This is a genomic window from Achromobacter sp. GW823-FHT04E03, assembly GCF_058796095.1.
Genome location: NZ_JBXAIJ010000001.1, coordinates 2023056 through 2046404, shown reverse-complemented (window position 1 = coordinate 2046404; position 23349 = coordinate 2023056). Strand labels below are relative to the sequence as shown.

The window sequence follows — 23349 nt, the reverse complement described above, 5'->3', positions numbered from 1 at the left end:
CGCCGGCATCCCCGCCGGCGCCGCGGCCTAGCGCCACGCGCCATCCCGCCATGAACGCCCGCCCAGCGTCCGATCCTCCGCATCGGGCCTCGGCGGGCGTAGTTCATTCCCTTCCCGTGTCGGCCGAGCTTGCCGCGGCCTTGCGCCGCGCCTTGCTGGCCTTGCCCGAGCGTCCGGCGCGCATCGCCGTGGCGTTGAGCGGCGGCGCCGATTCGGCCATGCTGGCCGTGCACGCGGCTCCCGTGGCACGAGAACTCGGCATGGATCTGGCGTTGTTCCATGTGCACCACGGCTTGCAGGACGCCGCCGACGCATGGACGCAGCATGCGCGCACGCTGGCGGACATGCTCGCGCTGCCGCTGTCGGTGGCGCGCGTGGAGGTGGCGCAGGCCGCGGGCAAGGGCATCGAGGCGGCCGCGCGCGACGCCCGCTACGCCGCACTGGCGCAATTGGCGCGAGAGCAGGGCGTGACGCATATCCTGTTGGCCCATCATCGCAACGACCAGGCCGAAACCGTCCTGCTGCGTCTGCTGCGCGGCACCGGGCTGGTCGGCATGGCAGCCATGGCGCCGCTGTCCCGGCGCGATGGGCTGGTCTACCTGCGCCCCTGGCTGGAAATCGGCCGCGAAGCGATCCTGCATGCGGCGGACGAGGTGGCGCAAGCCAGCGGCTGGAGTCCGGTGCAGGACCCCACCAATACCGATCCGCACTACACCCGGGCTGCCCTGCGCGAACTGCTGGCGCCGGCGCTCGATGCCCGCTGGCCCGGGTGGCGCGCCATCGTCGCGCGCCACGCGCGCCACATGGGCGAGGCGGCCGAGATTCTGGATGAGGTGGCGCGGGAGGATTTCGCCGCGCTCGATCCTTCTGAGGACGGCGCCAGCTTTTCGCTGCAGGCGTGGCGCGGGCTGTCCGAGGCGCGGCAGGCGCACGTGCTGCGCCATTGGCTGGAACGCAATGGCGCCCGCATGCCGACCGACGCCAGGATGCGCGATCTGCTGCGTCAGCTGCGCGGGTTGCACAGCCTGGGCCATGACCGCCAGTTGCGGGTGGAACAGGCTGGCCACGTCATCCGCTGCCACCGGGGCAGGGTCTGGGTCGAACCCCGGGAATAAGCGGATCAGCGGCGCCAATGTCCCCAAATAATCGCGCTGTGGACAGAATTTTGCACAAGCTGCGCAAATTTTTACCGCCGCGCTAGAATATACGGCTTTGCCCGTCAACCTTTTGCGGCGGGTTCCCAGCCAGAGTACGAGATGTCCCTGATCGTTCACAAATATGGCGGTACTTCGATGGGCTCGGTCGAGCGCATCAAGAACGTGGCGCGTCGCGTCGCGAAGTGGCACGCTGCCGGCCACCAGGTTGTCGTTGTTCCGTCGGCGATGGCGGGCGAGACCAATCGCCTGCTCGGCTTGGCGCGCGAGATTACGCCGCAGCCCGACAGCCGCGAGCTCGACATGATCGCCGCCACCGGCGAACAGGCCAGCAGCGGCCTGCTGGCCATCGCGCTGCAGGCCGAAGGCGTGCCGGCGCGCAGCTATGCCGGTTGGCAAGTGCCTGTGCGCACCGATTCGTCGTTCACCAAGGCGCGCATCTCGTCGATCGACGACGAGCGCATCCGCGCCGATCTGGACGCCGGCCGCGTGGTCATCGTTACGGGCTTCCAGGGCGTTGACCCGGAAGGCCACATCACCACGCTGGGCCGCGGCGGTTCCGACACCTCGGCCGTGGCCGTGGCGGCCGCCATCAAGGCCGACGAATGCCTGATCTACACCGACGTGGACGGCGTCTACACGACCGATCCGCGCGTGGTGCCCGAAGCGCGCCGCATGGCCGTCGTTTCCTTCGAGGAAATGCTGGAAATGGCATCGCTGGGCTCCAAGGTCCTGCAAATCCGTTCGGTTGAATTCGCCGGCAAATACCGTGTGCCGGTCCGGGTCCTGTCCTCGCTGACCGACCCGCTTATCCCGCTCGCAGAAGAAATGGTCTCGGGCACGCTGATTACTTTTGAGGAAGACGAAAAAATGGAAGCCGCCGTTGTCTCCGGCATCGCCTTCAGCCGCGACGAAGCCAAAATCACCTTGCTGGCCGTTCCGGACAAGCCCGGCATCGCCTTCTCCATCCTGGGCCCGGTCGCCGCCGCCAACATCGACGTCGACATGATCGTGCAGAACCAGTCCGTGGCTGGCACGACCGACTTCTCGTTCACGGTCAACCGCAACGAATTCGCCCGCGCCGTTGATCTGCTCAAGCGCGAAGTCATCCCCGCCGTGGGCGCGCGTGAACTGTCCACCGACGAGAAGGTCGCCAAGGTCTCCATCGTCGGCATCGGCATGCGCTCGCACGTGGGCGTGGCCAGCCTGATGTTCCAGACGCTCTCGCAAGAAGGCATCAACATCCAGATGATCAGCACCAGCGAGATCAAGACCTCGGTGATCATCGACGACAAGTACATGGAATTGGGCGTGCGCGCGCTGCACAAGGCCTTCGGCCTGGACCAGGCGCCTGCCGAAAAGGCCTGATTCAAGACTCCGGCACGATTTTTTTTGCAATGAGTGCCCGATAGCGGGCAAGAGTGAAAAAAGTCGTGCTAGAATCTCGTTCTCTTCGGAGATGTGCCCGAGAGGCTGAAGGGGCTCCCCTGCTAAGGGAGTATGTGGCTAAAAACTGCATCGTGGGTTCGAATCCCACCATCTCCGCCAGATTCTCTCCGATCTGGCTTCGGTCAGCACCGGAGATAAAAAGCCCGCAATCGCGCAAGTGATTGCGGGTTTTTTCATGGGCTCGCGGCGGGTCTGCGCCGCATGAGAAAATCGCTGATTCCCTTCCAGGCGCAGATTCCTTGAAACACCTGCTTGCCACGCTAGACCGGCTGAACGATTTCGATGAAGTCATCGATGTACGCACGCCGCTCGAATTCGCCGATGACCATATTCCCGGTGCGATCAACGCGCCGGTGCTGAGCAATGAAGAGCGCGTGGTGGTGGGTACGCTGTACAAGCAGGTCTCGCCCTTCGAGGCCTCGCGCGTCGGCGCGGCGCTGGTGGCGCGCAATATCGCCGCGCATCTGGACACGACCTTCGCCGACCGGCGCCAGGGTTGGCGGCCGTTGATCTATTGCTGGCGCGGGGGCACGCGTTCCGGCTCCATGACGACGATGTTCAACATGATAGGGTGGCGCGCGCGGCAGCTGGACGGCGGCTACAAGACCTATCGGCAGGCCACGCTGGACGCGCTGGAAAGCCTGCCCGCGGGCTTGCGCTACATCGTGCTGGCCGGGCCCACTGGCAGCGGCAAGACGCGCTTGTTGAATGCATTGGGAGAGGCCGGCGCGCAGACGCTGGACCTGGAGCGCCTGGCCGCGCATCGCGGGTCGCTGCTGGGCGCCTGGGCCGGTGTTGCGCAGCCCTCGCAAAAGGGTTTCGACACGCGGCTTGCTCAGAGCTTGCGGGCGTTCGATGCGTCGCGGCCGGTGTTCGTCGAAGCGGAGAGCCGCAAGATCGGCGCGGTCGCGCTGCCCGCCGCGCTATTGAAGGCGGTGCATGCGAGCCCCTGCATCGAGGTCCGTTCCAGCCGCGAGGATCGCGCGGCCTTTCTGCAGCAGGACTACGCCCATCTGTTCGACGACCCTGCAACGTTCAAGGCGCAGCTTCAGCGCATGATCGGCCTGCACAGCCGCGAGCGCGTGAACGGCTGGCTGGCCTTGGTCGACAGCGGCGCGCGCGCCGAGCTGGCGCAGGAACTCATAGACCGGCACTACGATCCGGCCTATGCGCGCAGTTGCCATGCGCACTTCACGCAATTGCCGCAGGCGCTGCGCTTGGAATTCAGGCCCAATGACGGCGACGTGGTGGAGCAGGCGAGGGCGTTGCTGGCAAGAATGGATGCAAGGGCGGACGCCGCCTGACTGCGGTTCGTCGTGGGCGCCGTGGTCGGATAAATCGGTGCCCAACTTGCGCGCTTCACGAAATAACGCTATTATTCAAGGCTTGCTTTTAAACGCGAATGCGCCCGTAGCTCAGCTGGATAGAGTACCTGGCTACGAACCAGGGGGTCGTAGGTTCGAATCCTGCCGGGCGCGCCAAGTTTGAAGTAAGTGCAGTAGAAAACGCAGTAAAAACGGCAAGATTTTCTGATATAATTTTGCCTCTTTGCCGGAGCGCCCGTAGCTCAGCTGGATAGAGTACCTGGCTACGAACCAGGGGGTCGTAGGTTCGAATCCTGCCGGGCGCGCCAAGTTCACTTGGCCAATACAGCAAAGAAAATGGAAAGGCCTTTGATCTCGTATCGAAGGCCTTTTTGTTTTGCGCCGCCATCTAGAAGCGGATCGTCAGGCCCGCCATCGGCCCTTGCAGCACGGCGTCGAACTTGAAGCCGCCGCTGCTGTAGTCCACGCCCACTGCGCGATAGCCTATCGCCGCCGAGACATTCTTGCTGAAGTTGTAGCCGAGACCCAGGCCGACATCCCAATCCGCTTCTGCGCCGCCCGCGCCGATCAGGCCCCAGCCGGTGATGTAGTACTTCGAGCTCAGCATGTAGTTTCCGCGCACGCCCACCAGGCCGTCGACCCAGGTGGCGCCGTCGCTGCGCGTTCTGCCGTTCAGGTGCGAGCCCTTGAGCGTGATGTCGGTGTCGACCGACCAGACGCGCAGGCCTGCGACGACGTCCAGCTGATGCGGTGAATTTTCCAGCAAGGAATAACCGACGCCGAGCAGTCCCGCGAACGTGGATGCCTTTACGTCCGCACTGGAGGCCAGGATGCCGCGCGGCGTATCTCCCTGTGTGCCGATCTTGGTGTAGATCAGGTCGCCGAATACGCTGTAGCGTCCTTTGCGCGCCTCGCCGATGAGCATCGCGCCGAAGTCGAGGTTGTCGAACAGCTCGTCGAAGTCCGAGTGGATGTCGATGACGGGCGAGCGCGAATGGGATACCTTGCCGGAGAGGCCGGCAGCCCAGAAGTAGGGCGTGACCGAGAATTGCCATTCGTTCGAAGGCACGGTACCCGCTGCGGAAGCGGGCTCCGCTTCGGCGCCCAGCGCAGTCCCGGCTTGCAGCAGCCCGCAGATCAGGCAGCCCATGATTTTCTTTTTCATTGCAAACCCTCCCCAAACGGCAGGCGTGATGAATCGCATCCATCACGCCTGCGGTGAGCGCAAAACCGGCCAGGGGCCGGTGCGGCGTAACCCAGGTATCAGGTGACCCGTCTTACGGGAGGGATGGTCCAGGAGCCGTCGATGATCGACGGGTTGCTTTCATTGGGCCAGTAAAGACGCATCATCAGGATGAATGGCCCCTTGGGCGCAGGCAGCCAGTTCGACTCCATGTCCGGTCCGGGCGATTCATGTTGTATGAACAGGTCGATCGAGCCGTCGGGCTTGGCCTTCAGGGGCTGGCGCGCGCTGATCGAGTAGCGGTTCAGCGGGTTGTCGACGAAAAAGTAGCGCGCGTCATACATCGTCAGCGACCAGAAGCCCGACACTGGCGGCGTAAGCCCCTTCTTGAAGGTCAGCACGTACTTCTCCGAGCCGTTGTAGGTGCGCTTGATGGCGCCGGTGTCTGACTTCAGGGACGTGGGATAAACGGCGTCCTGGGGGCGGTTGGCGCCCAGGCCGATCGCGGTGACCAGCGCCCGTTGGAGGTAGTTGGTGCCGTATATGCCCGTCTTGGTCGTGAAGCCCCAGCCATCCACGTCCTGGATGTCGCCGCCGCTGGACTTGAAGTGCGTCATGATGCGTCCGAAGCCCACCTGCGGAACGCGCTTCGCAATGTCGGGGTCGAGCTTGCTCTTGTCGAAGTCCTGTCCTGGCACGATGCCTATCGAAGCCATCTTCGCGACGATGGGCGCGTCGGCGGCGCTGGGCGGATTGCGCTTGAGCAGCTGCGCAAACAAGCTGAAGTACTCGACCGCGTCCATGTTGTTGACCTGTTCGCGCACCGAGGTCTTCATGTCTATCGCAGGGTCGACCTTGCCCGCGGGCGGAGTCCAGTCCTTGCCCCATGCGCTCAAGGGACAGAGCTTCACTTCGTCCTGCAGCTTGTGCACTTGCGCATAGTCTTCCGGCGTGCCGGTGCAGTAGATGCGGCCCAGCAGCCACACGATGCTGGTGGGAGATTTGTACTGGACCATGCCTTGCGGAATCGAGCCCTCCCATCCGGGGCCGCTGACCACGAAGGTTTGCGCACCCGTGCCCGTGGTGCGCTTGCCAGGCACATCGAACACCGTCGTCCAACCGTCCAGCATCGGAAACAGGGCATAGCGTCCATTCATGTCGGGCAGGCTGACGACCCAGGGTTCGTCGCCGACGTCAAAGAAGGAAGTGGTGTACAGCGTGTCGGCGTTCGGCGCGGTCACGTCGCGGAACTTGGCGTCGGGATACTGGCGCAGCTTGATGAGATTCCCCATCGGCGCTCGCGTGCCCTTGGGCTCCGCAACGTTGGTGATGACTCTTCTGGTCATCTCCATGGTCACCAGGGGATAGGCGTAGATGTAGACATCGGTCGCCAGTCCGAACTGCTCGTCGCCTTCGGGCAGATCCGCGATCAGGCCATCGGCGGCCCGGGCGGCGGCGCCCAGGGCGCTGGTTGCGAGCAGAGCAAGACCACCTGCATTCAATGTGCGGCGCGTTAGCTTCATAGGATCACTCCAACGGACTCATGGGTTGAAAATCACGAAGTGCCGCGGCACAGACCAAGCTGTGCCGCGAGATGCCTTGCTCTAGCGTTGTCGTACGTACTTGCCGATTTCCCGGGCTGCGCCCGAGGTCCATTCATCGATCAGCGGCTGCAGTTTGGACAGGCGGACGCCGCCCGCGCCCTGGGTGGCGTTGGCGACCTTTTCGCCCGTGCCACCCCGCACGGATGCATACAGCAATTCATCCGACATGCTGTCCGTGACCCGCGACTCGATGGCGACGCTGGCGTTGCGCGCCATGCCTCCTTCCATGGCGGCGCGGGCCTCGGTCATTACCAACGCGACGGGAATGTATTGATAGGCTCGCAGCGCCTGCTCCGAGGTTCCCACCGCGGTGATGGCGATGCGGATACGGGCGACGCCGGGCCCGGCGCGATCGACCAGCCTCACCTGTTCGCCGACCTTGCGCCGCAGCGTCTCGTTGACCGCCACGCGTATCTCCGTGAGGGTTTCCATGGAAACGTCCGCGGATGGCTGAGGCTCCGGGTAGTACTCGATCGGATCAAGCCACACCGCGGTATAGCGAGACGCGTTGAAATCAGGATTCAGGTAGACCAGGCGGGTTCCGCCGTCGGGGGCGGGCATCTGGTGCAGAAGCGAGTAATCCGACAGGAAGCCGGACTCCGTTGTTTTTGGAGCGGTGGAACAGCCTGTGGCCAGGATCGCGGCAGCGAGGCCCAGAACGAACGCGCCCGAGGAATTCTTGGTGTCCATGCAAGTTCCTTCTGACAGATGGGGGGCAGGAGAGCCCCGACTGCAGGCGTCGGCGAGAGGTCCTGTGCAAAAGCTGCTTCTCCGCTCGTGGGCGCATTTTTTGTCCTACATGCACAGGAAACCAATTATTTTTCCAAGCGTGAAATTTCGCAACGCGGACGAGTGAACCGGGCTTTCTGAACTATTCCCTTTGTGCGCGTTTTGTGGAAGGAATCGCGCGGCCGAGGCGGGCCACGAATCGCGGGCACGTGATTCGGACGCGGCGCGGACACAGGCTTCGGCCTGTCCGATTTGCGCACCCTTAATTTTTCATGGTATAAACACGCCTCTTTCGGAGCGCCCGTAGCTCAGCTGGATAGAGTACCTGGCTACGAACCAGGGGGTCGTAGGTTCGAATCCTGCCGGGCGCGCCAAGCTTCTTGCTTGGATGAAATGGAAAGAAAACGGAAAGGCCTTTGATCTTCGATCGAAGGCCTTTTTGTTTTGCGGCGCGGATTGCGCTTCAGTGCGTGGAGGCTGGTTCCGCGGCCCGGACCTGGTCTCGGGCCTTGTCATCTTCGTCGTCGAATCCCCAGTCTCCAACCGTGTACCAATCGTCTCCCAGGGTCTCTGCGGGATGCATGGTGCGGCCGGACCCGTTGCCGCAGGCCATCGAGTCGGTGGCGCAATAGCGGTCGCAGCCCCAGCATATGCGTTCGGGGTGCTTCGGGTGCAAGGGAAACTTCTTGGCCATGCGAAATGCCTGTTGACGGAGGGCGCCGCGATGGCGGCGCCGATCTTTCCGGATATATGTCCAGCGTACTGCCGGGCGCGCCCGAAATTCCTTGATCTGGCTCAAGCGCAGAGCCTGCAGCCCGATGCGCGCAGTATTGCGCGTCGGGCCGCGGTTCTGGGGAATTGGGGTGGAGAAAGCGCCGCCCGGTGAGGCGCGGCGCCGGTCTCATGCGCCTAATGGCGTCGTCGGTCCACCGCCGTCAAGGATGTGCCGCTCTTGAGCAGCTGGTAGGTCTGTCCGCCCAGCCACGCGACTTTTTCGCCCGTGCTGGTGCGGCATACGCAATGCGTCTTCGGATCGAAGCGCGAGGTGCCCAGCGCGGAATACGCGTCGGGGTCTGAGACGAATCGTTCAATGCGGTAGAGCGTGCCGTCCGGCGCGGTGGCGAGGACGTCGGTCAATCGTCTTGCGGTGCCGAGCATATGCGATACCTCCATGCGCGGGCCATTGGATATACGGCGCCAAAGTCGTTCAGGCACTTCAGTATGCCAGGGCGGGAAGCTTGATGTTCCCGCATCAGGCGCTAATGAAGGTGCCCTCCAAACAATGAATCGTCGAGCTGGTCGGGAGTGACGCCCAGGGCTTCGGATACGCGGTCCAGGATAACCTGCCTGGGCCGCGGGCGCGGCCGTTCCAGTTCGATATAGATGGAGTGGTCCACCCCCAGTCGTGCAGCCATATCAGCGGTGCTGATTTTGAGATGCTCACGCCAGGCGCGTATCAGGCTCCAGTCGTTGCCGGTTTTTAGATTGACGACAGCTAATGGTAAATGACTCTGCCCCTGCGCGGGTGTTTTGCGCGGGGCGGATTTTCTGCGGGCGTCGCGCAGGCTGCTCTTGGCGGCAGCGCTCTTGCGGGAATCGCCGCGAGGCGTGGTGGTAGCGATTTCGGCGGTGAAAATGGCGCCGCCGTTCAATTGGCGATACTGGTTGTCGCCGATCCAATGCAGGGCTTCACCGTTGTCGAGCATGCACTCGCAGTCCAGGTGATAGTTGCTGGGCATGCTCTCGAGTTGGGCGATGGTTTCCGCGGTCGTGGCGTGGCGCACCACGCGGTGCAAGACACCGTCTGGCGAGCGCACGAATACGTCGGGAAGTCTCCAGGAAAACGGAATGATAATCTCCACGGCCAAACCTATCCCGCCACTGTATCCCGGGGTGCGGGTGGTGGGATTTGGGGTTTCCCCTCGCCTGACTTGAGCGGATGATTGTGCGCCACATCAGCCCTCAACATCTTCACAAATCTTCACGCCGCGCGAGGCTATCATCGCCGCGTTGCCCGGGGTTTTGGGCGTACTGTCCGAGTGTTGCCGATGTCTCTGGCCGCGGCTGGAATCGTGGATGCGCGACCGCGCGCGAGCAGGGCGGCGTGGTGGGCCGTGCTGGCGTCGTGCGCGCTGCATGCGATGGTGGCGGGGCTGTGGTGGCGCGACCGGATAGAGCCCGCAGCGCGCGCGCCGGAATTGCCGTTCTACGTGGATCTGTTGCCCGCCCGGTCGCCGCCCCTGCCACAGGAACAGCCGGCGAAGGACGAGCCTGCGTCCGGATCGGCGCCTGCTCAGCCTGCCCGCGTCGACACGCCGTCGCCGGCCGTGGCTGCAGGGCAACGATCCGGCGCGCGCAGGACACCCGCGCCATCCGCGCCGAGGCTGGACAGGACACCCGTGCCACCGTCGGGCGCTGCGGATCTTTCGCGCGATTTCGGTTGGCGCCCCGAAGATGCGCAAGCGGCGGGCATGCCGCGCGCACGTGGCGAGCCCGTCGTGCGACTCGGACCCAAAGCGCCGGTCGAACAATCCGAGATCGCGCGCGGCATCGCCAAGAGCGCGCGGCCGCCATGCAAGAACGCCCATGCGGACATGGGCTTGCTGGCCTTGCCGCTTCTGTTGGCGGATACCGTTACGGATCGGGGCTGCAAGTGGTGACGCCGAAGCCCTCGCTGCCTGCACGCGCGCCGTGGCGGCGCTGGAGGAATATCGAGATGCGTGCTTTTCATTTTCAATCTTGCCGCCAGTCCGATACGCTGCTCGCGCGGCCCGTGGCCTGTCAAGAAGAGCCAAGCGCGATTACCTGGGTAGCGGCAGGGGCAAGCATGCGCGTCTGTCCTGAATCGTGGATACTATTTTTTCAATCTGGGATTTCCAGAATTCATGGAGAGACGCAATGCCCGAATCTCAAGGCGGCCTGGACAGGCTGCGCCGCTTCATCGCCGCGGCGACCCGGCTGGCCACGCCCACAGGCCTGGCGCAGACGCCGGAGTTGCAGGCCGCATTCGCCGACCTGGTGCGCCATGACGATTGGCTGCCCGAGGCCTGTACCGCGCCCCATCCGCAGTACTACCAGCAGTATCTGCTGCACTGCGATCCCCTGGAGCGCTTTTCGCTGGTGAGTTTCGTGTGGGGGCCGGGCCAGTTCACGCCGGTGCATGATCACGAGGTCTGGGGCTATGTGGGCATGCTGCGCGGGGCCGAGGTCAATCAACGCTATGTCCGCGGCAAGGACGGCAGCGTCGCGCCCGCGGGCGCCGCGACCACTTTGCAGCCGGGCGACATAGAACGCCTGTCGCCCGCCGAAGGCGACATCCACCGGGTCTCCAATGCCCACGCGGACCGCGTATCGATCAGCGTGCATCTCTACGGCGGCAACATCGGCGCCGTGTCGCGCCATGTGTATGACCCCGCGACCGGGCAGACCAAGCCTTTCGTGTCGGGGTATTCGTCGGCCAGCTTGCCGAACCTGTGGGACCGCTCGGAAGCCGTGCGGGCCGCCATTGCCGGGGGCGCACGCTAGGGTCTGTTCGCGCGCGGCGTCCCATGCTATTTTCTTGTCCTAAATATTAGGAAAACAAAAAATGGACAAGACGCTGCTCAAAGGTCTGATGGTGCTGGAGGCGGTGACCGACGTGGACAATCCGCCGCGCACCATCGATGCGCTGGCCGCCCGGGTCGGACTGACTCGCAGCAACACGCACCGCACCTTGCAGACGCTGATACATGCGGGCTATGTGACCAAGGACGATGACGGCGGCGGCTATCGCGGCGCGGTCCGGCTGTTCGAGCTGGCGGCGCGTCAGCTTGCCCAACTGGACGTGCGCAAGCTGGCCGCGCCCTACATGCGTACGCTGGCCGACCAGACCGGCGAAACCGTGCACCTTTCCGTGCTCGACGGTTTCGACGTGGTCTACGTCGACAAGATCGACAGCCCCCAGCCGATACGCGCCTATTCGATGGTGGGCGGACGCGCGCCCGCCTATGCCGTCGCCACGGGCAAGGCGTTGTTGGCCTACCAGCCGGAAGGCTATGTCGAGCGCTACGCCGACAAGCTCGTGCGTCATACGCCGTCGACCATCGTGTCCATGCCGCTCTTGAAGGACGAACTGCGCAAGATCGCCCGCACCGGCTATGCGGTCAATCGCGGCGAATGGCGCGAAGGCGTGGGCGGGCTGGCCGTGACCTTGTTCAACAGCCTGGACCAGCCCGTGGCCGCCATCGGCATCTCCGGTCCGCTGGACCGCCTGAGCGCCGCTAGGATGAAGCAGCTGGCGCCGGACGTGGCTGCCTGTGCCCAGTCCATCTCGCAGGGGATGGGCTATCGCCGGGGCTATCTGGACCAGTAGCGGGCCGCGCCAGCGCCGCGCTGATGCGCTGCGCCTGATCGCGGGCCAGCCGCGCATTGACATCCATGGACGTAGTCCAGAAGTACGTGCCGCCCGCGAGGCTACCCAGCACCGAGATATCCGGCTCGATCCCGCCTGCGGCGTTCTTGAGGCATCCCGTGGCATAGTCCAGCGCCAGGCCGCCATGGGGATCGGGCTGCGCATGGCCCTCGCGCAATAGCGCGGACACCAGCGGGTCCTGCGTGCGCGGCGTGTCCACCGAGAAGCTGGTGGCATTGATCAGATAGCGGCTGGCATGAGTGCAGACGGCGCCCGTCGCGTCGCGCAAGCGCGTGTGGAACAGGCCGCTGACGCTATCGTGGCGGCTGTCCAGATAACCGCCACAGACCTGCAGCTGGCCGTTCTGGAACAAGGCTTGCAGCTTCAATGCGTTGCGCATCGGAAAGGTGGCGCGCCGCGCCATCCACAGCGAACGCCATTGCGACTGGAAGCGGCTGCGCTCGGCTTGCGGCAGGAGATGCCAGATCAGGTCGACGGCGGCATTGGTGGCGGCCGCCACCGCCTGCCACGGGCGCGGGGCCTGGCCGGACCGACGTATCTCCTCGTCCAGTGCGACGTGGGCCTCGCCCTCCATGCCGAACACGTCCGCGGTTTCCAGGCTGCCGCCCAGCGCCAGGACTTCTTCCTGGAGCGCGGTGACGATGATGTCCAGCGACAGTGCGCCTCCATGCCTGGCGGCCAGGCGCGGAACGCCCTTCGGGCTCAGTTGTTGCAGCGTGTCTGGCGCGCGGTTGTTGGGGCTGCGCACGGAAGGCAGGCGGCCATTGCGCGATACGCACAGGATGGGGCCGCGATGGGCCGTCTGTTGCAAGGCGGCGATGGCGTCCACGGCGCTCAGGCTGGTGCCGATGATGCAGACCGGCGCGTCGGCGGCGATGCCGCGGGTCAGCGCCTGGACCGGGTAGGGGCTGTTGAAGTAGCCGGGCGCATCGCGTAATTCCGGAAACGCCTGCGAAGGCAGGTTGCCGTTGCACAGCACGGCGTAACGCGCCAGGAAGGGCGAACCCGGTTCCGCTTCGACCCCCACGCCTCCGCCAGGCAGCGGCGCCACGCGGCGGACCCGGCCGCGCACGTGCGTGAGCGTGATGCCCAGCGCGCGGGCTAGCCCGCAAGCCCGTCCGTAGACTGCGCGCATGTAGGCGCCGAACAGCGGGCGCGGCAGGAAGTCCGCCGGCGCTATCGAGTCCGCGCCCTGCGCGCGCAGCCAGGCGGGATCCTGGGCGCGCAGCCAGTCCACGAAATCCATCCTGTGATCGGCCCGCGCCGACATGTTGCCGGCGGGGATGTTGAGCAGGTTGCTGGGCAGATCCTCCTGGTAGGCCTCGCCCGCGCCCGGTTCGGCCTGCGGCTCGAACAGCGCGATCGTCAGCGCTCGTCCAGCGGCAGGTTCCAGCGAGAGCAGGAATTGATAGAGGAAGCTGACGGCCACCGAGCCGCCGCCGACGATGGCCAGGTCCGCCGCTTGCGGTGTCGTGTCGGGCGCCGTCATTTGGCCGCCGACAAGCGGACCACGTCGGCCCAGCGGGCGACTTCCTGCTTGAGCACGCGGCTGGTATCGGCGGGCGTGGTGGCCACGGCGTCGGCGCCCAGCTTCTGTGCGGCCTGCTGCACGGAAGCCATGGCCGCCGCCTTCTGCATGCCGGCCGAGAGCTTCTCCACTACGGCGGGCGGCGTGCCCGCGGGAGCAAGCAGCGCGTAGGTGGTCGCGACCGAGTAGTCCTTTACGCCCTGCTCGGCGAGCGTGGGCAGGTCCGGCAGCGCCGTGGCGCGCGTGGCGGTGGTGACGCCCAGCAGGCGGATCTTGCCGGTCGCGACCTGGGGCAGCAGCGCCGGCAGCGTTTCGATCACCATGTCGATCTGCCCGCCCAGCAGGTCGGTGATGGCGGGGCCGCTGCCGCGATACGGCACGTGCATGAGCCGGGTGCCGGTGACGACCTGGAAGAGTTCGCCTGCCATGTGCTGTGACGTGCCGGGGCCGGCCGAACCAAAGGTGATGGTGCCGGGCTTGCTCTTGGCCAGGGCGATCAGCTCCTGCACGTTCTTCGCGGAAATCTTGCTGCTGTTCACCGCCACGGCCATGGGCATGCTGGTGGCCATCGACACGCCGACGAAGGCGGTGCCGAAGTCGTAGCCGGGCTTGTCGGGCATGGCGGCATGGATTGCGTGGCTGCCCACGGCGCCCATCAGCAGGGTGTAGCCGTCGGCGGGCGATTTGGCCACGTACTCGGCGCCGATCTCTCCGCCCGCGCCCGCCTTGTTTTCCACCACCACGCTCTGTCCCAGGTAGTCGCCCAGGTGCTGCGCATAGATGCGCGCGGCCGCGTCCGTCGCGCCGCCGGGCGGGAAAGGGACCACCATGCGCACGGGTTTCGTCGGCCAGTTGTCGGCCGCGGCCGCGCCGCCTGCCAAAGCCAGCACCATGCCCGTCAGGGCAATGCGCCACATTTTTTTCATGGAAGTCTCCTTGGTGTCGGTGCGGGCCGTCCTATGCAGCGTCTCGGCCCTTTTTTTAAAATCCTAAAATATAGGATTCAAGTATCAATAAATGATTTACTTAGAATTCCACACGGTGCTATGCTGGTCAACAATTAAGCACATCACCTAGGGAATGCACTAGGATTGACGCCAAAATACACAAGCATGCGCCAGAGATGGGCTGGATGATGCCAGTCTTGAAGGTCAGCTCTTATAATGTTTTCTTTGTCCCAAATATTGAATTTTCATAACGAGAGGTCAGACATGACACCCAGTTCGGCGCTGGCCGGCATCACGGTGCTGGAGATTTGCAATGTCGCGGCGGGGCCTTTTTGCGGCATGTTGTTGGCGGACATGGGCGCCGACGTGATCAAGATCGAAAACCCCGAAGGCGGCGACACGCTGCGCAGCTGGCCGCCCATTTCCGACGGCTACAGCGAAAACTTCGCGTCCCTCAATCGCAACAAGCGTTCGGTGACCTTGAACCTGAAGGATCCCGGCGACCTGGCCTTGGCGCGCGATCTGGCGCTGGCCGCCGACGTGCTGATCGAGAACAACCGGCCGGGCGTGATGGACCGCCTGGGCCTGGGCTATGCGCAGCTGCGCGAGGCCAATCCCAAACTGGTCTATTGCTCGATCTCGGCCTACGGCCAGTCGGGGCCCCGTTCGCAGGAAGGCGGCTTCGACCTGACCATCCAGGCCATGAGCGGCATCATGAGCGTGACCGGCGAAGCGGGCGGCGAACCCGTGAAGTGCGGCGTGCCCGTGGCGGACTTTTCGGCCGGCCTGTACGGCGCCTTCGCCATCGCGTCTGCCTTGCGCGCGGCCCAGGCCAGCGGGCAGGGCACGCATATCGACGTGCCCATGCTGGGCGCCACCTTGGGCATCGCGGCCTTGCAGACCTCGGAGTTCTTCGGCAGCGGCAAGGATCCGGTCAAGCTGGGGTCGGCCCATCCGCGCAACGCGCCGTATCAGGCATTCCGCTGCAAGGGCGGCTACTTCGGCATGGCGGCGGGCAACCAGGCCTTGTGGAAGGGCGTCTGCGCAACGGTAGGCCGCGAGGACCTGCTGGCCGATCCGCGCTTTACGGACACCAGCGCCCGTGCGCGCAACCAGACGGCGTTGCGCGAGATCCTCGAGGCGATCTTCGAAGCCGAGGACGCGCAGACCTGGCTGGCGCGTTTCCGTGCGGCGGGCGTGCCTTGTGCGCCCATCAACACCTATTCCGAGGTGCTGGCGGATCCGCAGGTCGAGCACATGGGTTGGGTGCAGCCCGTGGACCTGCCCAACGGCGTGCGCACGCGCACCTTCGGCCTGCCGGTGCGCTTTGACGGCCAGACCACGGCCTTGCGCCGCCGGCCGCCGGCCTTGGGCGAACACAATGATGAAGTGCTGGGCGCGCTGCGCGCCGCCAGAAAGGAGACGGCGGCATGAGCGAGGTCCTGCGCATCGACAAACAGGGCGCGGCGCATGTGTTGACGCTGGCGCGGCCCGACAAGATGAATGCGCTCTCGGCGCCGCTGGTGGAGGCGCTGATCGCCGCATTGGACGAGGCCGAGGCAGGCGGCGCCCAGCTCATCGTCTTGAAGGGCGAGGGCAGGAATTTCAGCGCGGGCTTCGACTTCGGAGGTTGGCAGGAACAGAGCGAAGGCGACCTGCTGCTGCGCTTCGTGCGCATCGAGATGCTGCTGCAGCGGCTGGCGGCTTCGCCGTGCCTGACGCTGGGGTTGGCGCATGGCCGCAACTTCGGCGCGGGCGTGGACTTGTTCGGCGCTTGCAAGTGGCGCGTCAGCGCGCCCGACGCCACGTTCCGCATGCCTGGGCTGAAGTTCGGCCTGGTGCTGGGCACGCGCCGTTACGCGGCCCTGGTCGGCGCCGAGCGGGCGCGCGCGGTGCTGGAGCAGGCGGCCACGTTCAGCGCGGAAGAAGCCTTGCGCGACGGCTTCGCCAGCCGACTTTCCGACGCTCAGGATTGGCATGCCGTCGAACGCGAGGCGCTGGACGCGGCGTCAGCGCTGAGCTGCGCCAGCCGTGTCCAGCTGTATGCGGCGCTGTCCTCTGAAACGCCGGATACCGATCTCGCCCGCCTGGTGCGCTCAGCCGCCCTGCCGGGATTGAAGGAGCGGGTGGCGGCTTATCTGCAGGCGCGTTGACCTAAGAAGAACACGCAGGGAAGGAGACATCATGGCATCGGGTTTCAATCAGAAGAACAAGCAGTGCACGCTGGCGGAGCTGGCGGCGTTGGTGCCCAACGGCGCGTCGATCGCCTTGGGCGGCAGCTTCCTGCACCGCGGACCGTTCGCCTTCGTGCGCGAACTGATCCGGCAGGGCCGGCGCGACCTGGAACTGGTCAAGCAGTCGCCAGGCTACGACGTGGACATCCTGTGCCGCGCGGGCGCGCTGCGCCGCGTGCGCGCCGGCATCGTCGCCATGGAAGGGAACTTTGGCCTGGCGCCCTGGTACCGCAAGGCGGTGGAGCGGCGCGAAATCGAACTTGAGGAACACGCGTGCGCCAGCCTAACGGCCGGCCTGCGTGCGGCGGCCTTCGGCGTGCCGTTCCAGCCTTGCGGCGGCCTGCATGGCAGCGGCCTGCCCGAACTCAATGGCTGGAAATGCCTGGACGATCCCTACGGCAGCGGTCAGAAGACCTGGGTGGTGCCGGCGATCCGGCCGGACTTCGCCGTGATCCATGCGTCCGAGGTGGACGCGCTGGGCAATGTGCGGGTGCATGGCACGGCGCATTGGGATCGCATCATGTCGCGCGCCGCGGGCAGCGTGCTGGTGGTGGCCGAGAAGGTGGTCGGCAGCGCGGTGTTCGAGGCCAATCCGGAATCCACGCTGGTGCCGTTCTTCATGGTGCAGGCCTATGCCGTGGCGCCGCAGGGCGCATGGCCGGGATCCTGCTGGCCTGACTACGCCATCGACTATCCGGCAGTGGAGGCATACATGGACAAACACAGCGATCTGCAGGCGCACATGGCTGCGGCGCCCGAAGCGCGGGAGGTGCAGCATGGCTGAGCAATGGTCGGGTTTTTCCTACATCGTCACCAATCTGGCGCGTTTCATCCGGCCGGACGAGATCACCTTCAGCGGCGTGAATTCCACCATGCCCATGCTGGCCTGCCTGCTGGCCAAGCGCGCCTACGATTGGGACTTCGTCTACATCAACGTGGCCGGCGGCGTGAACCCGCGGCCCTCGCATGTGCCGATCTCCAGTTCCGACCCGGTACTGGCCGAGCACACCGCGTCGATCTTCTCCAACGAAGACTTCTACGACCTGTGCACGCGCGGCCGTATGGATCTGACCTTTCTGGGCGCGGCGCAGATCGACGGCGCGGGCTGCGCCAACAACTCCTGCATCGGCGACTGGCATGAGCCCAAGGTGCGCCTGCCGGGCGGCGGTGGCGGCGCGGTGATGCTGCCCACGGCCAGGCGCGCCTGCACCTGGCGCACCGAGCACTCGCGGCGCACCTTCGTGCCGAAGCTGGACTTCATGACTTCCTGGGGCGGCTTCCACGGCGTGGTCACGCCGATCGCCGTGTTTGTCAAGCGCGACGGCCGGCTGGCCTTGCAGTCCTGGCACCCGGAATCCAGCCTGTCTGAAGTGCGCGAGCGCACGGGGTTCGAATTCGATGCGACGGGCGCCGAGCCGTCCGCGCTGCCCAGCGCAGCCGAGGCGCGCGCCTTGCGCGAGCTGGATCCCGACGGGCAGTTCGAACGCGACGCGGCCGTCGCGCTGCGCTAGGAGACTGCCATGACGATCGCCGATGCCACGCTGGTGGCCGCGTTCGCGCGCCTGTGGAGCCAGCCGCAATGGGCCGGGCGGCCAGCCATCGTGACCGCGGACGGCGCCTTGACGTATGCGGGCTTGCAGCGCGAGGTCGGGCGCATCGCGGGCGGCTTGCGCGCCGCCGGCGTGGCGCGCGGCAGCCAGGTGGCGATCGCGATGGAGCGGTCGCAGGCGCAGGTGCTGGCGATCCTGGGCGTGATGGCGGCGGGCGCCTGCCCGTGTCCCCTGGAGCCGCGCCTGTCGGACGCCGAGACCGCCAGGCGCGTGGCGGCGGTGGGTCTGGGCTGGATGCTGCACGACGCGGCCAACGCGGCCACGGCCCGGGCCAGCGGCCTGGCGCCGCAACACCTGCTGGACGCCGCCGCCGTGGCGCAAGGCCCGCTGGATTGGACGGGCAGCGGCGAGGCCGAGCCCGGCGACGCGGGCCTGCTGCTTTTCACTTCCGGCAGCACCGGCAATCCCAAGGGCGTGCTGTTGAGCCACCGCGGGCTGGCGAACAACGCGCGCGGGGTGCTGGCGCACACCGGCTTGACGCCGGCAGACCGGCTCCTGCACGTGATGCCGCTGCATCACACCAACGCGCTCAACAACCAGATCTTCGCGCCGTTGCTGGCGGGCGCCAGCGTGGCGCTGGCGGGGCGCTTCCGGGCCGAAGACATGCCGGGCTTGCTGCGCGCGTTCCGGCCCACCCTCATCACCGGCGTGCCCACCATGTATGCGCGCATGCTGGAACTGGAGTTCGACCCCGCAAGCCTGGCCGCGTTGCGCTTCGCGCGCTGCGGTTCGGCGCCCATCACCGAAGCGCTGCACCGGCGCATCGAAGCCTTCCTGGGCTGCCCGCTGGTGGTGTCCTACGGCCTCTCGGAGGCCACCTGCACCTCGACCATGAACCCGCCCGCCGCGCGCCGCGTGGGGTCGGTGGGCACGGTGCTGGCCGGCCAGAGCGTGACCTTGCGCCTGCCGGATGGCAGCGAGGCCGCGCCGGGCGGCGAAGGCGAGATCTGCATCGCGGGCGACAGCCTGATGCTGGGCTATGTGGGCGTGGACAGCGCCGACGCGGGCGCGTCGCAGCTGTTGCGCACTGGAGACTTGGGGCGTTTCGACGAGCAGGGCTACCTGAGCATCACCGGCCGCATCAAGGACGTGATCATCCGCGGCGGCGAGAACATATCGCCGGCGCTGATCGAGGGGGTAGTGACGGGTCTGCCGGGCGTGGCCGCCTGCTGCGTGGTGGGCGCGCCCGACGAGGACCTGGGCGAAGTGCCCGTGATCTTCGTGCAGCGCGCGGGCGAGGCCGCGCCGGATGCGCCCGGCATACAGGCCGAGGTGCTGGCGCGCCTGGGCCGCATCTACGTGCCGCGCGAGGTGTTGTGGATCGAGCGCCTGCCCGAGAACGCGGTGGGCAAGGTCGACCGCAAGGCGCTGGCGCGGCAGCTCGCGCCCGCCAGCCTGCGTTCATGAAGCGTAGGGACGCCTCGGGCGTCCCGTTACGCTATTCGACCTTGCCGATCCGGTTGACCGCTGTCTCCAGCGAGGTCGTGTCCTGCTTCCAGTATGCGTCGAACGCGGGCGCGTCCAGGTACTGCACGGGGCTCCCAGTGCCGGCGATGCGCGCCTGGACTTCGGGATTGCTGGCGACGTCCTTGACGGCTTGGCGCAGCTTGTCGATGACGGCCGGCGGCGTGCCGGCCAGGGCGAATACGCCTGACCACTGCACGAAGCTGATGTCGTAGCCCTGCGATTTGAAGGACGGTACGTCCGGCAGGCTGTCGAGCTTGCCGTCGCCCCAATGCGCCAGCGCCTTGACGCGCCCCGCCTGGATCAGCTGCATGACGCTGGACGGCCCGGTGGCCAGGGCATCGACCTGGCCGCCTACCAGCGCCTGCACTGCGGGGCCGGCGCCGGTGAAGGGCACATGCATCATCTTGATGCCGGCCGCGCTCTGCAGCATTTCCATCGGCACGTGCATGGTGCCGTAGATGCCGGAAGAGCCGTAGCTGAACTTGCCGGACTGCTTCTTCGCCGCGTCGACGAATTCCTGCAGCGTCTTGTACGGCGCGTCCGCGCGCACCACCAGCACGGTGGGATCGGCGGTGATGCGCGCAATCGGCACGAACTGGTCCAGCTGATAGGCCGGCTTGCGTTCCAGCAGGCGGTCGGCTGCGGGCAGGATGGAAATCGACGACAGGCTCATCAGCAGCGTATAGCCGTCGGGCTTGGCGCGCCCGGCCTGGCCGATGCCGATGGCTCCGCCCGCGCCGCCCTTGTTTTCGATGACCACGGCCTGGCCCAGCTTGTCGCCCATGGCCTGGGCCAGCGGCCGCGCGATCGTGTCGGCGACGCCGCCGGGCGGGAAGGGCACCACCATGGTCACGGGGCGTTCAGGGTAGCCGGCAGCCAGCGCATTCGCGGCTCCCAGCCATAGCAAGGCGGCCGCGGCCGCCCGGTAGCAACGCAGATTCATGTCTCACTCCTTGTGCTTCCTGCTGCCGAGCCGCCCCTTGTTCATTCCGGGGCTTGTACTCAGACGAAGCGGTTTTCGATATGTCCGATGCCGTCGATTTCCACGCGCACCACGTCGCCGTGCTTGAGGAACCGAGGCGGGTTCAGGCCCTGGCCCACGCCGGCCGGCGTGCCGGTGGCGATGACGTCGCCCGGATACAGCGTGATGCCGCGCGAGCAGGTTTCGATCAGCGTGGGGATGTCGAAGATCAGGTCCTCGGTATTGCCGTCCTGGCGCAGTTCGCCGTTGACCCAGCAGCGCACGCGGGTCTTCTGGCCGTCCAGCTCATCGGCCGTCACCAGCCAGGGGCCCATGGGGCAGAAGGTGTCGAAGGACTTGCCCAGATCCCATTGCTGGTGGCGCATCTGCACGTCGCGCGCGGTGACGTCGTTGACCACCGTGTAGCCGATCACGTGGCTCATGGCCTCGGCGCGGGAAATGTTGCGACCGCCCTTGCCGATGACCACCGCCAGTTCGGCTTCGTAGTCGATCTTGTCGGACACGCCCACGGGCAGTTGCACGTCGGCCCAGGGGCCGACCACGGTCTGCGGCACCTTGGTGAACACGATGGGCCAGGATTCGGGATTGGCGTCGTTGTCCTTGAAGACCGAGTCGCGCAGTTCCTTGGCGTGGGCGTGGTAGTTGCGGCCTACGCAGAACAGGTTGCGCCGCTGCGCCGGCAGCGGCGCTTCATGTTCCACCTGGTCCCAACCGTAGGACGAGCCGATCTTGCCCGGCAGGGCGCGGCCTTCGGCCAGCCACTCCACGGCGGTCAGCGCGCCGGCCGCTGCGAGTTCGCGCGGGAAGTCCAGGGCGGTCACGCTGCCGCCGTCGTCGGAAACCACGCCGATGCGGCGTTCACCGTTGATCCGGAATACTGCAATCTTCATGCTTGCTCCCTGGGCGGTCCGGCCGCCCGTGCTTAATACCAAAAAGTACCAATTGAGTGAATAGTCAGGCCCAATTGCGGAGAAGGATATACCAAATAAACCAATTTTCCTAACAGGATTAATAGTTTTTTAGGCGAGTATTGGTCTGTTTTGGTATCATCTGGCCGCTAGCCATTCTGGGACGGTCCATGGACAAAGCTTCCGCCTTGCGCGCGGTCATCATTGAAAATCTGCAATCCGGCGCCTGGCCCGCCGGCCATCGCCTGCCCACGGAACGCGCCCTGAGCGAACAATTCGGCATCAGCCGTTCAACGGTGCGCCGCACCCTGGCCGACTTGAAGGTCGAAGGCTTGATTTCGCAGCGCGTGGGTAGCGGCACCTACGCCAATCCGCCCTCGGTCCTGGCGCAGGCCGAAGGGCTGCTGCGCACCGAAGTGCTGTCCACCAGCCCGGCCGAACTGATGGCGGCGCGCTTGGTGCTGGAACCGGCGATTGCGGCCTTGGTGGTGCAGCACGGCAGCCCGGCCGATTTCGCCGCCATGCAGGACGCCTGCGCGCGGGCCGAGGCCGCCGACAGCTTCGAAGCGTTCGAGATCTGGGACGCCAAATTGCACGAATTGATGGCCACGGCCACGCACAATCTCTTCATCGAAAAAGTGTTCGCCTTGATGACGGCGGCGCGCTCGCAGGCGACCTGGGGCGCCTTGAAGCGCAGGAGCCTGACGTCCGAGCGGCGCCAGGCCTATCAGGTCGAGCATCGCGAGATCGTCGATGCGCTGCATGACCGGGACGCCGAACGGGCCATGGAGGCCGTGCGGCGGCATCTGCTGCACGTAAGGGACAACCTGCTGGGCTAGGGGTCGCAGCGTCCGCAGGCCGCAGGGGACTGCGGCGCGGCCGGGTCTTGGCCGCAGCAAGAGCGGCCGGCGCGGGATGCGCGCCTCAGGGCTGCGCGCGCAGCCTGGCCAGTTCGGCGGAAAGCTCGGCCACCAGGGCCTGGGCGCGCGCCAGCGGATCGTGGCCCTCGGGCGAGGGCTCCGCGGGCGTGTCGGGCGTCTGCAGCCGGGGCTGCACGCTTTCATGACCCATGCTGACGTCCACGTCGAACACCAGTTGTTCGGCGCGGTGCCAGGTGGTGAACCATTCCAGGGGGCGGCCATGCTGGTCCATGCCCTGGCCTTGCAGCATCAGCAACGGCGTGCCGGCTTGCGTGCCCAGCAGTGCGGCCAGCGTGTGGTCGGCGGCAACCGCCCGGATCTGATTGCGCCCGGCGCCTGGACGCAGGCCGAAGCGGCGCGTCAGCACGCCATGCAGGGACGCGTCGGCGAGATCTTCGGCGCGCAGGCCCGGTACCGCGTCGGCGGGCAGCCAGGTGCGCACGTAGGCCAGCGGCGCGTCGGCCACATGGCGCAGACGCTCCAGCATCAGCAATTGCGTGGTGCCGAAGAAGGCGGCTACGTCGGCGGGCGGCTCGGCGCGCGCGAACGCGAGCACGCGGGTCTGCAGGGCCACGCCGGACTGCGCGAACTGCTCGTACAGGCCGGTGGAGCGCTGTACCAGCCGGCGGTGTTCCTGGGGCGCGGCCACGCTGGCGGGACGCCCGGTTTCGCGCTGGATCAGGCCTTCGGTGGCCAGGGCCGCCAGCGCCTGGCGCACCACGCTGCGCGCCACGCCGAAGCGTTCGCACAGCGCCGCCTCGCTGGGCAGCACGGCGCCGGCCGCGAGCTTGTTCGTGCGGATGTATCCGCGCAGCAGGGTCGCCACCTGGGCGTGCAGCGGGATATCGCCGGAGCGATCAAGTACGGGCAATGCGTCGTGCGTGGCGGGCGCCATGGG

The 23349-nt window shown here is 66.2% G+C and carries 23 protein-coding genes and 4 tRNA genes; 16 read left to right on the top strand and 11 right to left on the bottom strand.

From position 1 onward, the window contains the following. Nucleotides 1-140 precede the first annotated feature (140 nt). From tilS to AC1RHV_RS09530, 6 genes are all read left to right on the top strand, one after another. Nucleotides 141-1115 (top strand): tRNA lysidine(34) synthetase TilS, encoded by a 975-nt coding sequence (gene tilS / locus AC1RHV_RS09555; RefSeq protein WP_492300808.1) that lies wholly within the window; start codon nucleotides 141-143, stop codon nucleotides 1113-1115. 141 nt (nucleotides 1116-1256) lie between these two features. After that, nucleotides 1257-2522, top strand: coding sequence for an aspartate kinase (locus AC1RHV_RS09550; protein WP_054453165.1), 1266 nt, complete (start codon nucleotides 1257-1259; stop codon nucleotides 2520-2522). An 87-nt stretch (nucleotides 2523-2609) separates the two neighbouring features. Next, nucleotides 2610-2702: transfer RNA gene (locus AC1RHV_RS09545), tRNA-Ser, on the top strand. A 140-nt stretch (nucleotides 2703-2842) separates the two neighbouring features. Next, the gene (gene mnmH, locus AC1RHV_RS09540; RefSeq protein WP_054453163.1) at nucleotides 2843-3907 is read left to right on the top strand and encodes a tRNA 2-selenouridine(34) synthase MnmH; all 1065 of its coding nucleotides are present in this window, start codon (nucleotides 2843-2845) and stop codon (nucleotides 3905-3907) included. A 100-nt stretch (nucleotides 3908-4007) separates the two neighbouring features. Then, a tRNA-Arg gene (locus AC1RHV_RS09535) sits at nucleotides 4008-4084 on the top strand. Between the two features lie 75 nt (nucleotides 4085-4159). After that, a tRNA-Arg gene (locus AC1RHV_RS09530) sits at nucleotides 4160-4236 on the top strand. 80 nt (nucleotides 4237-4316) lie between these two features. Here AC1RHV_RS09530 and AC1RHV_RS09525 read toward each other — a convergent pair. The 3 genes from AC1RHV_RS09525 to AC1RHV_RS09515 form a co-directional block, all read right to left on the bottom strand. After that, nucleotides 4317-5093 (bottom strand): hypothetical protein, encoded by a 777-nt coding sequence (locus AC1RHV_RS09525; RefSeq protein ID WP_054453162.1) that lies wholly within the window; start codon nucleotides 5091-5093, stop codon nucleotides 4317-4319. A 98-nt stretch (nucleotides 5094-5191) separates the two neighbouring features. Then, nucleotides 5192-6634: a DUF1254 domain-containing protein gene (locus AC1RHV_RS09520; RefSeq protein ID WP_054453160.1), complete on the bottom strand. Its 1443-nt coding sequence runs from the start codon at nucleotides 6632-6634 to the stop codon at nucleotides 5192-5194. A gap of 81 nt (nucleotides 6635-6715) precedes the next feature. Further along, nucleotides 6716-7405, bottom strand: a complete 690-nt coding sequence (locus AC1RHV_RS09515) for a DUF3313 domain-containing protein (RefSeq protein ID WP_125473825.1) — start codon at nucleotides 7403-7405, stop codon at nucleotides 6716-6718. A 336-nt stretch (nucleotides 7406-7741) separates the two neighbouring features. Here AC1RHV_RS09515 and AC1RHV_RS09510 point away from each other — a divergent pair. After that, nucleotides 7742-7818, top strand: a tRNA-Arg gene (locus tag AC1RHV_RS09510). A gap of 89 nt (nucleotides 7819-7907) precedes the next feature. Here the strand turns inward: AC1RHV_RS09510 and AC1RHV_RS09505 are convergent. The 3 genes from AC1RHV_RS09505 to AC1RHV_RS09495 form a co-directional block, all read right to left on the bottom strand. Beyond that, nucleotides 7908-8138 (bottom strand): DUF3079 domain-containing protein, encoded by a 231-nt coding sequence (locus AC1RHV_RS09505; protein ID WP_054453156.1) that lies wholly within the window; start codon nucleotides 8136-8138, stop codon nucleotides 7908-7910. A 215-nt stretch (nucleotides 8139-8353) separates the two neighbouring features. After that, nucleotides 8354-8581 carry a hypothetical protein gene (locus tag AC1RHV_RS09500; protein WP_054453154.1) on the bottom strand — a complete coding sequence of 76 codons (228 nt, stop codon included), beginning with the start codon at nucleotides 8579-8581 and terminating at the stop codon, nucleotides 8354-8356. Nucleotides 8582-8703: 122 nt separating this feature from the next. Continuing rightward, entirely contained in the window at nucleotides 8704-9306 is a 603-nt protein-coding gene (locus AC1RHV_RS09495; RefSeq protein WP_054453692.1) for a helix-turn-helix domain-containing protein, read from the bottom strand. Between the two features lie 186 nt (nucleotides 9307-9492). On the opposite strand from AC1RHV_RS09495, the gene AC1RHV_RS09490 reads away from it, so the two are divergent. From AC1RHV_RS09490 to AC1RHV_RS09480, 3 genes are all read left to right on the top strand, one after another. After that, entirely contained in the window at nucleotides 9493-10104 is a 612-nt protein-coding gene (locus AC1RHV_RS09490; RefSeq protein WP_147400231.1) for a hypothetical protein, read from the top strand. Nucleotides 10105-10342: 238 nt separating this feature from the next. Beyond that, nucleotides 10343-10969 carry a cysteine dioxygenase family protein gene (locus AC1RHV_RS09485; protein WP_192353394.1) on the top strand — a complete coding sequence of 209 codons (627 nt, stop codon included), beginning with the start codon at nucleotides 10343-10345 and terminating at the stop codon, nucleotides 10967-10969. 61 nt (nucleotides 10970-11030) lie between these two features. Further along, nucleotides 11031-11795, top strand: a complete 765-nt coding sequence (locus AC1RHV_RS09480; protein ID WP_082400883.1) for an IclR family transcriptional regulator — start codon at nucleotides 11031-11033, stop codon at nucleotides 11793-11795. Here AC1RHV_RS09480 and AC1RHV_RS09475 read toward each other — a convergent pair. Both AC1RHV_RS09475 and AC1RHV_RS09470 read right to left on the bottom strand, forming a co-directional pair. Continuing rightward, on the bottom strand, nucleotides 11704-13344 hold the full coding sequence (locus AC1RHV_RS09475; protein ID WP_492300542.1) for an FAD/NAD(P)-binding protein: 1641 nt from the start codon (nucleotides 13342-13344) through the stop codon (nucleotides 11704-11706). The genes AC1RHV_RS09480 and AC1RHV_RS09475 overlap by 92 nt on opposite strands. Next, on the bottom strand, nucleotides 13341-14309 hold the full coding sequence (locus AC1RHV_RS09470) for a tripartite tricarboxylate transporter substrate binding protein (RefSeq protein ID WP_054453146.1): 969 nt from the start codon (nucleotides 14307-14309) through the stop codon (nucleotides 13341-13343). Before AC1RHV_RS09470 ends, AC1RHV_RS09475 begins: the two co-directional genes overlap by 4 nt. A gap of 285 nt (nucleotides 14310-14594) precedes the next feature. On the opposite strand from AC1RHV_RS09470, the gene AC1RHV_RS09465 reads away from it, so the two are divergent. The 5 genes from AC1RHV_RS09465 to AC1RHV_RS09445 are packed head-to-tail and all read left to right on the top strand — an operon-like array spanning nucleotide 14595 to nucleotide 19581. Further along, nucleotides 14595-15764, top strand: coding sequence for a CaiB/BaiF CoA transferase family protein (locus AC1RHV_RS09465; protein ID WP_175164074.1), 1170 nt, complete (start codon nucleotides 14595-14597; stop codon nucleotides 15762-15764). Next, on the top strand, nucleotides 15761-16483 hold the full coding sequence (locus AC1RHV_RS09460) for an enoyl-CoA hydratase/isomerase family protein (RefSeq protein ID WP_054453143.1): 723 nt from the start codon (nucleotides 15761-15763) through the stop codon (nucleotides 16481-16483). Before AC1RHV_RS09465 ends, AC1RHV_RS09460 begins: the two co-directional genes overlap by 4 nt. A 31-nt stretch (nucleotides 16484-16514) precedes the next feature. After that, complete coding sequence (locus AC1RHV_RS09455; protein ID WP_306652187.1) at nucleotides 16515-17348, top strand: CoA transferase subunit A; 834 nt, start codon at nucleotides 16515-16517, stop codon at nucleotides 17346-17348. Further along, nucleotides 17341-18075 (top strand): CoA-transferase subunit beta, encoded by a 735-nt coding sequence (locus AC1RHV_RS09450; RefSeq protein WP_054453138.1) that lies wholly within the window; start codon nucleotides 17341-17343, stop codon nucleotides 18073-18075. Before AC1RHV_RS09455 ends, AC1RHV_RS09450 begins: the two co-directional genes overlap by 8 nt. Nucleotides 18076-18084: 9 nt before the next feature. Continuing rightward, nucleotides 18085-19581 carry a class I adenylate-forming enzyme family protein gene (locus AC1RHV_RS09445; RefSeq protein WP_492300539.1) on the top strand — a complete coding sequence of 499 codons (1497 nt, stop codon included), beginning with the start codon at nucleotides 18085-18087 and terminating at the stop codon, nucleotides 19579-19581. Between the two features lie 31 nt (nucleotides 19582-19612). On the opposite strand, the gene AC1RHV_RS09440 is transcribed toward AC1RHV_RS09445, so the two are convergent. Together AC1RHV_RS09440 and AC1RHV_RS09435 are read right to left on the bottom strand one after the other, a co-directional pair. Further along, nucleotides 19613-20584, bottom strand: a complete 972-nt coding sequence (locus AC1RHV_RS09440) for a tripartite tricarboxylate transporter substrate binding protein (RefSeq protein ID WP_492300537.1) — start codon at nucleotides 20582-20584, stop codon at nucleotides 19613-19615. Between the two features lie 59 nt (nucleotides 20585-20643). Beyond that, complete coding sequence (locus tag AC1RHV_RS09435) at nucleotides 20644-21513, bottom strand: fumarylacetoacetate hydrolase family protein (protein WP_054453133.1); 870 nt, start codon at nucleotides 21511-21513, stop codon at nucleotides 20644-20646. A gap of 188 nt (nucleotides 21514-21701) precedes the next feature. On the opposite strand from AC1RHV_RS09435, the gene AC1RHV_RS09430 reads away from it, so the two are divergent. Further along, nucleotides 21702-22370 (top strand): FadR/GntR family transcriptional regulator, encoded by a 669-nt coding sequence (locus AC1RHV_RS09430; RefSeq protein WP_492300535.1) that lies wholly within the window; start codon nucleotides 21702-21704, stop codon nucleotides 22368-22370. Between the two features lie 85 nt (nucleotides 22371-22455). Here AC1RHV_RS09430 and AC1RHV_RS09425 read toward each other — a convergent pair whose 3' ends face one another. Continuing rightward, a complete protein-coding gene (locus tag AC1RHV_RS09425; protein WP_492300533.1) occupies nucleotides 22456-23346 on the bottom strand; it encodes a GntR family transcriptional regulator in 891 nt (296 codons plus the stop codon). Nucleotides 23347-23349 lie beyond the last annotated feature (3 nt).

Excerpts from the sequence above, each read along its gene's own strand:
- AC1RHV_RS09550 (WP_054453165.1), top strand. The coding sequence starts at position 1,257 with ATGTCCCTGATCGTTCACAAATATGGCGGTACTTCGATGGGCTCGGTC.
- AC1RHV_RS09525 (WP_054453162.1), bottom strand. The coding sequence starts at position 5,093 with ATGAAAAAGAAAATCATGGGCTGCCTGATCTGCGGGCTGCTGCAAGCC.
- AC1RHV_RS09520 (WP_054453160.1), bottom strand. The coding sequence starts at position 6,634 with ATGAAGCTAACGCGCCGCACATTGAATGCAGGTGGTCTTGCTCTGCTC.
- AC1RHV_RS09515 (WP_125473825.1), bottom strand. The coding sequence starts at position 7,405 with ATGGACACCAAGAATTCCTCGGGCGCGTTCGTTCTGGGCCTCGCTGCC.
- AC1RHV_RS09505 (WP_054453156.1), bottom strand. The coding sequence starts at position 8,138 with ATGGCCAAGAAGTTTCCCTTGCACCCGAAGCACCCCGAACGCATATGC.
- AC1RHV_RS09490 (WP_147400231.1), top strand. The coding sequence starts at position 9,493 with ATGTCTCTGGCCGCGGCTGGAATCGTGGATGCGCGACCGCGCGCGAGC.
- AC1RHV_RS09485 (WP_192353394.1), top strand. The coding sequence starts at position 10,343 with ATGCCCGAATCTCAAGGCGGCCTGGACAGGCTGCGCCGCTTCATCGCC.
- AC1RHV_RS09480 (WP_082400883.1), top strand. The coding sequence starts at position 11,031 with ATGGACAAGACGCTGCTCAAAGGTCTGATGGTGCTGGAGGCGGTGACC.
- AC1RHV_RS09475 (WP_492300542.1), bottom strand. The coding sequence starts at position 13,344 with ATGACGGCGCCCGACACGACACCGCAAGCGGCGGACCTGGCCATCGTC.
- AC1RHV_RS09470 (WP_054453146.1), bottom strand. The coding sequence starts at position 14,309 with ATGAAAAAAATGTGGCGCATTGCCCTGACGGGCATGGTGCTGGCTTTG.
- AC1RHV_RS09465 (WP_175164074.1), top strand. The coding sequence starts at position 14,595 with ATGACACCCAGTTCGGCGCTGGCCGGCATCACGGTGCTGGAGATTTGC.
- AC1RHV_RS09460 (WP_054453143.1), top strand. The coding sequence starts at position 15,761 with ATGAGCGAGGTCCTGCGCATCGACAAACAGGGCGCGGCGCATGTGTTG.
- AC1RHV_RS09455 (WP_306652187.1), top strand. The coding sequence starts at position 16,515 with ATGGCATCGGGTTTCAATCAGAAGAACAAGCAGTGCACGCTGGCGGAG.
- AC1RHV_RS09450 (WP_054453138.1), top strand. The coding sequence starts at position 17,341 with ATGGCTGAGCAATGGTCGGGTTTTTCCTACATCGTCACCAATCTGGCG.
- AC1RHV_RS09445 (WP_492300539.1), top strand. The coding sequence starts at position 18,085 with ATGACGATCGCCGATGCCACGCTGGTGGCCGCGTTCGCGCGCCTGTGG.
- AC1RHV_RS09440 (WP_492300537.1), bottom strand. The coding sequence starts at position 20,584 with ATGAATCTGCGTTGCTACCGGGCGGCCGCGGCCGCCTTGCTATGGCTG.
- AC1RHV_RS09435 (WP_054453133.1), bottom strand. The coding sequence starts at position 21,513 with ATGAAGATTGCAGTATTCCGGATCAACGGTGAACGCCGCATCGGCGTG.
- AC1RHV_RS09430 (WP_492300535.1), top strand. The coding sequence starts at position 21,702 with ATGGACAAAGCTTCCGCCTTGCGCGCGGTCATCATTGAAAATCTGCAA.
- AC1RHV_RS09425 (WP_492300533.1), bottom strand. The coding sequence starts at position 23,346 with ATGGCGCCCGCCACGCACGACGCATTGCCCGTACTTGATCGCTCCGGC.